At 40.9% G+C, this 6,679-nt stretch carries 4 protein-coding genes; 2 read left to right on the top strand and 2 right to left on the bottom strand.

Features of this window, described 5'->3' with window-relative positions; all coding sequences use genetic code 11:
* The first annotated feature begins 533 nt into the window (after positions 1 to 533).
* Positions 534 to 1,697 (top strand): MFS transporter, encoded by a 1,164-nt coding sequence (locus BLT18_RS16295; protein ID WP_175487573.1) that lies wholly within the window; start codon positions 534 to 536, stop codon positions 1,695 to 1,697.
* 387 nt (positions 1,698 to 2,084) lie between these two features.
* Here BLT18_RS16295 and BLT18_RS16290 read toward each other — a convergent pair whose 3' ends face one another.
* Together BLT18_RS16290 and dcm are read right to left on the bottom strand one after the other, a co-directional pair.
* Positions 2,085 to 3,521 carry a carbon starvation CstA family protein gene (locus BLT18_RS16290; protein WP_091276439.1) on the bottom strand — a complete coding sequence of 479 codons (1,437 nt, stop codon included), beginning with the start codon at positions 3,519 to 3,521 and terminating at the stop codon, positions 2,085 to 2,087.
* A 348-nt stretch (positions 3,522 to 3,869) separates the two neighbouring features.
* The gene (gene dcm / locus BLT18_RS16285) at positions 3,870 to 5,150 is read right to left on the bottom strand and encodes a DNA (cytosine-5-)-methyltransferase (RefSeq protein ID WP_091276436.1); all 1,281 of its coding nucleotides are present in this window, start codon (positions 5,148 to 5,150) and stop codon (positions 3,870 to 3,872) included.
* 94 nt (positions 5,151 to 5,244) lie between these two features.
* Here dcm and BLT18_RS16280 point away from each other — a divergent pair, with 94 nt between their 5' ends.
* On the top strand, positions 5,245 to 6,624 hold the full coding sequence (locus BLT18_RS16280) for a Sau3AI family type II restriction endonuclease (RefSeq protein WP_091276433.1): 1,380 nt from the start codon (positions 5,245 to 5,247) through the stop codon (positions 6,622 to 6,624).
* The last annotated feature ends 55 nt before the right edge of the window (positions 6,625 to 6,679 follow it).

Here is a 6,679-nt window from a genome sequence, read left to right as displayed (position 1 = left end):
CCTTTATTAAAACAAAGACTTCTGTTAGTGAAAAAGAATGCAAGAAGGGAGGCACAAGGTACATACAAATCCAGATGTAAAACACGGCAGGGTCTTAAGCGGCAGATTCCTACGGGGCTTGGCTGCGGAGGTCATGCATCTATCTTGGCAGAGGTGTGAGAATGCGGCATTTCGCACTAATCACATAAAAAAACATGTTGAAAGTGTCATCGTTATTGTTTAAGATGATGTACAACAAAGAGAAAGTGTCATCGTTATTGTTTAAGATGATGTACAACAAAGAGAAAGTGTCATCGTTATTGTTTAAGATGATGTACAACAAAGAGAAAGACTCTTCTTTCCTGTCTATGACATGAGCAGACGATCCGACTTTTAAACGAACGGCAGGCTGCGGCTTATTTTTCGGCACATAAGCTATCGTCTGCCTCTTTTATACGCTAGTGTGCAGAAAAAAGTATTGATATGAATCCAAACACTATTATGCCGGCCGTACCGTATATTCCCATTTTTGACTTGTTGTAAAGGTGAGCGATATGTTGAAAAATCAAGCAGCCATATTATCTTACAGCAGTTCTTTTGTTTATAATATTTGCCTTTCAATCATCAACATTCTGGTTCCTTTGTACGCTGTCTATTTACACTATAACCCTTTCTTGATTGGAATACTCGTGTCTGCGCCTGGCGTACTTCAACTGTTACTGCGTCTTTTTGGCGGGGCGCTTTCTGATAGATTCGGTGAAAGAAAAGTGCTGTTGTTCAGTTTTACGATGCTGGGTGTCAGTTCCTCTATATTTATTATCTCCGACTCTTTTTTATTGCTGCTTTTTGCTCAGCTTACGGCTGGTATGTCAAGGGCTGTGTACTGGCCAAGTACCCAGTCATATGCCAGTCGAATTGAAGAGACTAAAGCGAGTAAAGTACTTGGACGGTTAGCCAGTTTTACGAATGCAGGTCAAGTACTGGGATTATTTTTTGGAGGAGTACTAGCTGGAGTACTGGGATACCAGCTTTCATTTGCAGTTTGTTTACTGCTGGCATTGATAACACTGCTGTTAAGCTGGTACCTGCCTGAATTGCCGAGAACATCTTTTCCATCCAACACATGGAAAGACGTATTGTCCCCCATTGTTCGAATGTTTCGGATAAAAATTTTATATTTAGCTGGAATAGCTGCTTTTGCAGCTGCTCTCAGCCAGTCTTTAATTCTTTCTTTTTATCCCGTTTATTTTCAAGCAGTTGGTTACACCGAGTCAGTCATTGGCGTCTTAAATGCGCTCCGGCCCATCGGCTCTATTGTGATCGGCCTGTTCTTTGCTTTTCTGCTAAGACACACCGCACAACAATGGCTGTTTTTGTTAAGTGTAGGCGGAACCGGCATTCTGCTTATCATTACGCCGCTGCTGCAATCGCTTTGGAGCTTAACACTTCTTTGTTTTGCCATCGGTGTCACAACGGGATGTGCCTTTATTTTATACCAAGTGATTGTTGCAGAGCACAGTTCGTTAGAAGAAAGAGGAGTCGCCATGTCATTTGCCGGCTTGTTCTGGGGCATTGGCATCTTCGTCATGCCAGCCTTGTTTGGAGGGTTGATTACGTTATTTGGGTTAGCCTTTGCTTTTTGGTCTATCGGCGGAGCATTAGTTCTGTTGAGTTTATGCACTCCTCTTTTGTATCATTTTCTTGTTTATGGCATTTAATAAATGTACCTTTTGGCAATCAGGCGTATGCAATAAACCTTGCATAAATACAACTTTACATGGAGAGGTGGTGATGGTAGGCTTGTTTGCCAAGCAAGACCAACCCTTGCCCTATTGCCTTTCGCCTTCGCCACAGAGGCTCCATGTCAAGTTCCCTTGGGTATGAATATTTATAATGCCGTACTTATGTTGCCGATTGCCATTTCTTACAAAAATTAAATGCCAAATACATTTTCTTTTTTACAGTCACACAACGGCTGTGCCAAACGTGCGCTCCTAATAGACACCTCATCAAAAAAACTGGTCAACCTTTCTTAAGAAACGATTGTAACCATCAAAACGTAAAAGCTGTCCCCCATCTGAGCGAGGGACAGCTTTTCGTATACATTATGCCGCATGTGTGGCGGAGCTGTTCTGCTTTGCGTTTTTGTATTTCTTGATCTGGCTTACGTACCAGCCGGCAACGACCAGCGTAAGCGAAAACCCAATGATCATGGACAGCGAATAGTTTAAGTTCAGACCTTCCGGTGCATAAAAGATGTACGTACAAACCACACCAGTCATAAAAACAGCCGGAATTCCTGCAATCCAGTGCAGTTTTTGATTTTTTAATAAAAACATAGCAGCAGTCCAAAGCATAAAGGTAGCTGTCACTTGATTTGTCCATCCTACATATCTCCATAGAAACGTGTAGTCAATCGTTGCAAGTGCAAATGTCGGAGCCGCCACAATGAAGCTGACGAACAATAGCTTGAATTTGCTTTCCATGTTAAAAAACTTAGCAAGCACCTCGACTAAAATCATTCTCGAAGAACGAAGCGCGGTATCTCCTGTTGTAACAGGCAAAAGCACTACGGTTATAATCGCAAGAATGAAACCAGCACTTCCAAGCAGTGAACTGGAAATGTCCGTTACCACCCCGGAAGGACCGCCTGCTTCAAGCGCTCCTTGCAATCCTGCTGTTCCATGGAAAAACGTCATAGCTGCCGCTGCCCACACAAGCGCAATAATACCTTCTGTAATCATCGCCCCGTAAAAAATTTTCCGGCCGTCGGATTCCTTTTTCATGGTACGAGCGATAATCGGGCTTTGCGTACAGTGAAACCCTGAAATCGCTCCGCAAGAAATGGTAACCATCAGCAAAGGCCAAATCGGCAGTTCACCAGGATGCAAATTCTCCACCGTGACGTTGGGTATAGGCTTGTCAGAAAACAGGAGCGCCACCGCTACAGCAGCTGCCATAAGGAGCAAAACCGCCCCAAAAGCTGGATAAATACGTCCAATAATACGATTAATTGGCAGTACAGCCGCTAACACAAAATAGCCAAAAATAAGAATAAGTGCGATGATAAAGCTAAGCGACGTTTGCTGAGCAATTAATTGAGCCGGGCCCGCTGTAAACGCTGCTGCCACTAAAATCATTAACACGAGAGATACGCCATTAATAAACGCTTTCGCATACTTGCCTAAATACCGCCCCACCAAAGCTGGAAATTGAGCTCCTTGATGCCGCATCGACATCATACCGGAAAAATAATCATGAACCGCCCCGGCAAAGATACAGCCAACCACAATCCAAATAAAAGCCGCTGGCCCGTATAACGCCCCGGCAACCGCACCATATATCGGGCCAAGACCGGCAATGTTTAACAATTGAATCAAATTGCCTTTCCACCAGCTCATCGGAACAAAATCTAAATTATCCCGTTTCGCATAAGCCGGCGTCGTGTGTTCATCATTAATGACAAACACGCGTTCCACAAATTTCCCATAAAACATATAACCAAGAATAAGTAAAAGAATTGCCCCTAAAAAAGAGATCATGATGTCTTCCTCCTGCTAGCTGTGGTTCATCGAAATAAAGAATACGAATATACTAACACTAAACTTTTTTCGAATCAATCACATAAATGATTCTTTTCCAAAAAGTCTGTTTTTTATTTCCGCACCACCGGCAATAGCCGGAACTATGCTATTCTTATGGCATTTTTTTGCAGGGGGAAAGGGAGAAATCTAATGGTTATATTTATAACTTTACAATATTTACTGTTGTTTTATAGAAATAATATCATAAAAAAACAGACAAACTCCGGTATCCTTTGCTCAAGTATTTTAAGTACTTTTATTAACTAAATAAGCTGGTTGACACAAGCTCAGTCAACCAGCCTTTTCTTAGAATAATGCCATTTGACGAACGTATCCTACCTGCTTCTCTTCTCTACGCAGACGAATAATTTCTCTTCCCATTCTTTCAATCAAGCCGACCACCAGTGCATTACCCATACAGAAATACCTAGATTTTTCGGGCATGACACCGTTCGTCCAATCAGGAGGGAAGCCGTTCAATAACTCACACTCCAGGGGTGTCAAAAAACGGACTCTTCCTGTATTTAAATCCTTTACCACGTGGGAACTTCTATTCTTTGTTCCTTCACTAGTCAGCATAGTCCGGCTGGGAGCATTCAAGTTTTCAGGGAAAGCCATGCCCCCTTCTGTATAATAATATTCATGCCCTGTCCTGGAAACTCTCTTCTCTTTTTTGGGACCTTTCTGGTAGGCCATTTCTTCAAAGTCTGAACGCCCTTTCTTGTTCACATTATCCTTTCGTAAATAGTATTTTTCATCGACTTCCCCCTGCAGGTTATCGGCTCTTTTCAGAATTTCCCCCAAGGTTATAGGTGGTTCAATGCGAGGGACTAGTTCTGCTGTATATACCTCGTTTCCTATCATCACTCCACTATTCTTATATGAGAATGAAATGTTGTCTGAAATTTCCACCAAGTCATCAGGTAAGGTCAAGGTTTGGTCTGGATGGCGCGGGTTGTGTTCATTTTCTACTGGGAATTGATTGATGAAAAACCCTTTGTTATGAAGAATATTCATGAATTCTTCCTTTTTAATATGTTGAGCAAATAACGTGGACTCATGGTAAGCGAATATAAACACTCTTCTGCGTTTCTGGGCAAAGCCATAGTCGGCCGCGTTAATTACCCTCCATTCCACAAAATAACCTTCATCCCTGAGACTAGCAAGCATGACAGAGAAATCACGGCCTCGTTGTTTCGATGGTGATTTCAATAACCTGTCGACGTTTTCCAATAATATATAAGAGGGTTTCCTGAATTCTACTATATTCATTATTTGCCAAAATAAAACGCCTTTCTTCCCTTGTATCCCTCTCTCACCTGATAAAGTACGGGCTACTGAATAGTCTTGACAAGGAAAACCCCCGACCAATAAATCGTGATCCGGGACTTCTCTCCAAGCTTCAGCAATGTCTTTGTTATTTATGACACCTTTATTGAAATTATTTTTATAACAATCATACGCATGTTGTGCTTTCTTCGAGGGTTCCCATTGGTTTGCCCAAACCGTTTCGAAATCATCATCTGCCGCTTCTAGCCCGAGCCTGAACCCGCCGACACCCGCAAACAGTTCTACGACCTTCATAATTACCGAACTTCCTTTCGGTTTGTTTTCTTTTATTATACATTATAATAGAATTGACTGTAAAGATCAACATTCGGTCAAAAAGGAGTACCTAATCATGTCGAGATATGATATTCACAATCCGATTTCAATAGAAGAACATGGAAAGAGAATGGAAGGCAAAACTTTCAGGGAACTGTCGGAAAGTAATGAAAGCTATATAGCCGAAGAAAAAAGGGCATATGAAATCATTAAAAACAACAAGGGAAACTTAGGTCAATTAGTGGAAGAAATCCATTTTGGATATAAGCCTAATTCCAATGCGGCTCCCGACTTCGAGGAAGCTGGAGTAGAGTTGAAAGTGACACCTTATTACAAACTTAAAAGGAAAGGCTACTCTGCCAAAGAACGTCTTGTACTCAATATAATCAACTATGAAACAATTATCTCCGAAACTTTCAAAACTAGCTCGTTCTGGAAGAAAAATAGTCTGATTTTGTTAGTCCATTATCTATATCAAAAAGATAAAGACAAGTTAGACTTTCTCATTACTAATGTCCAACTCTTTGAATTTCCCGATAGTGATTTCAAAATTATACAAGATGATTGGCATACAATCAAAGAAAAAGTGAAGGAAGGTAAAGCGCATGAGCTGTCAGAACGCGACACAAACTACCTTAGCGCCTGTACGAAAGGGGCTACAAGTAAGACAAGCATGCGTACCCAGCCCAATTCTCCGGAAAAAGCAAAGCAACGGGCATTCTCTTTAAAAGCTTCCTATATGACCTATATATTAAACAACTATATTTTGCCTAAAAACCCTACTTATACTAAAAGAGATTCTATCCTGGACAAAAACACTGATAAAACGCTTGATCAGTACATCTTGGATACATTCGAGCGTTATTATAGTCTAAAAGAATCGCAACTTATACAACTCTTGGACATAGATGCCAGTAACAAACCGAAGAATCTCAAAGCATTAATTGCGGCCAGGATATTTAACAGTAATTTGAATGATTTGAAACAAGCCGAAGAGATAGAAAAAGCAAATATCAAGGTTAAAACCATGCGACTTGAAAAGAATGGAAAAATAAAAGAGTCAATGTCTTTTCCACACTTTTCTTATCTAGATATTATTAATCAGACATGGGAAAATTCAGATTTGAGGAATATGTTTTTGGAAACTAAATTTCTCTTTATCATTTTCCAAAAAGATGGACAGGAGTTCAAGTTAGAAAAGGCAATGTTTTGGAAGCTACCCGAGCACGATTTGGAAAATGATGTCCGAAAAGTATGGGAAGCGACGGTTCACAGGATTAGAAACGGAAGGGCTTCAGATTTACCGAGCAAGAGTGATAATAAGTTCAATGTTGCCCATGTACGTCCTCATGGTCAAAACAAATATGATACTCTTCCTACCCCTGACGGTGGTGAGGAAGTGAAAAAATGTTTCTGGCTAAACAATGATTACATTCTAGGTCAAATTTCAGAGTAAGGATAATTGACTACATCGGAACACCTGCCACTAGACATGATTAATAAACAGAAAG

The sequence above is a fragment of the Alteribacillus persepolensis genome, from assembly GCF_900099605.1.
GTDB lineage: Bacteria > Bacillota > Bacilli > Bacillales > Marinococcaceae > Alteribacillus > Alteribacillus persepolensis.
This window is presented reverse-complemented; position numbering and strand designations above follow the sequence as displayed.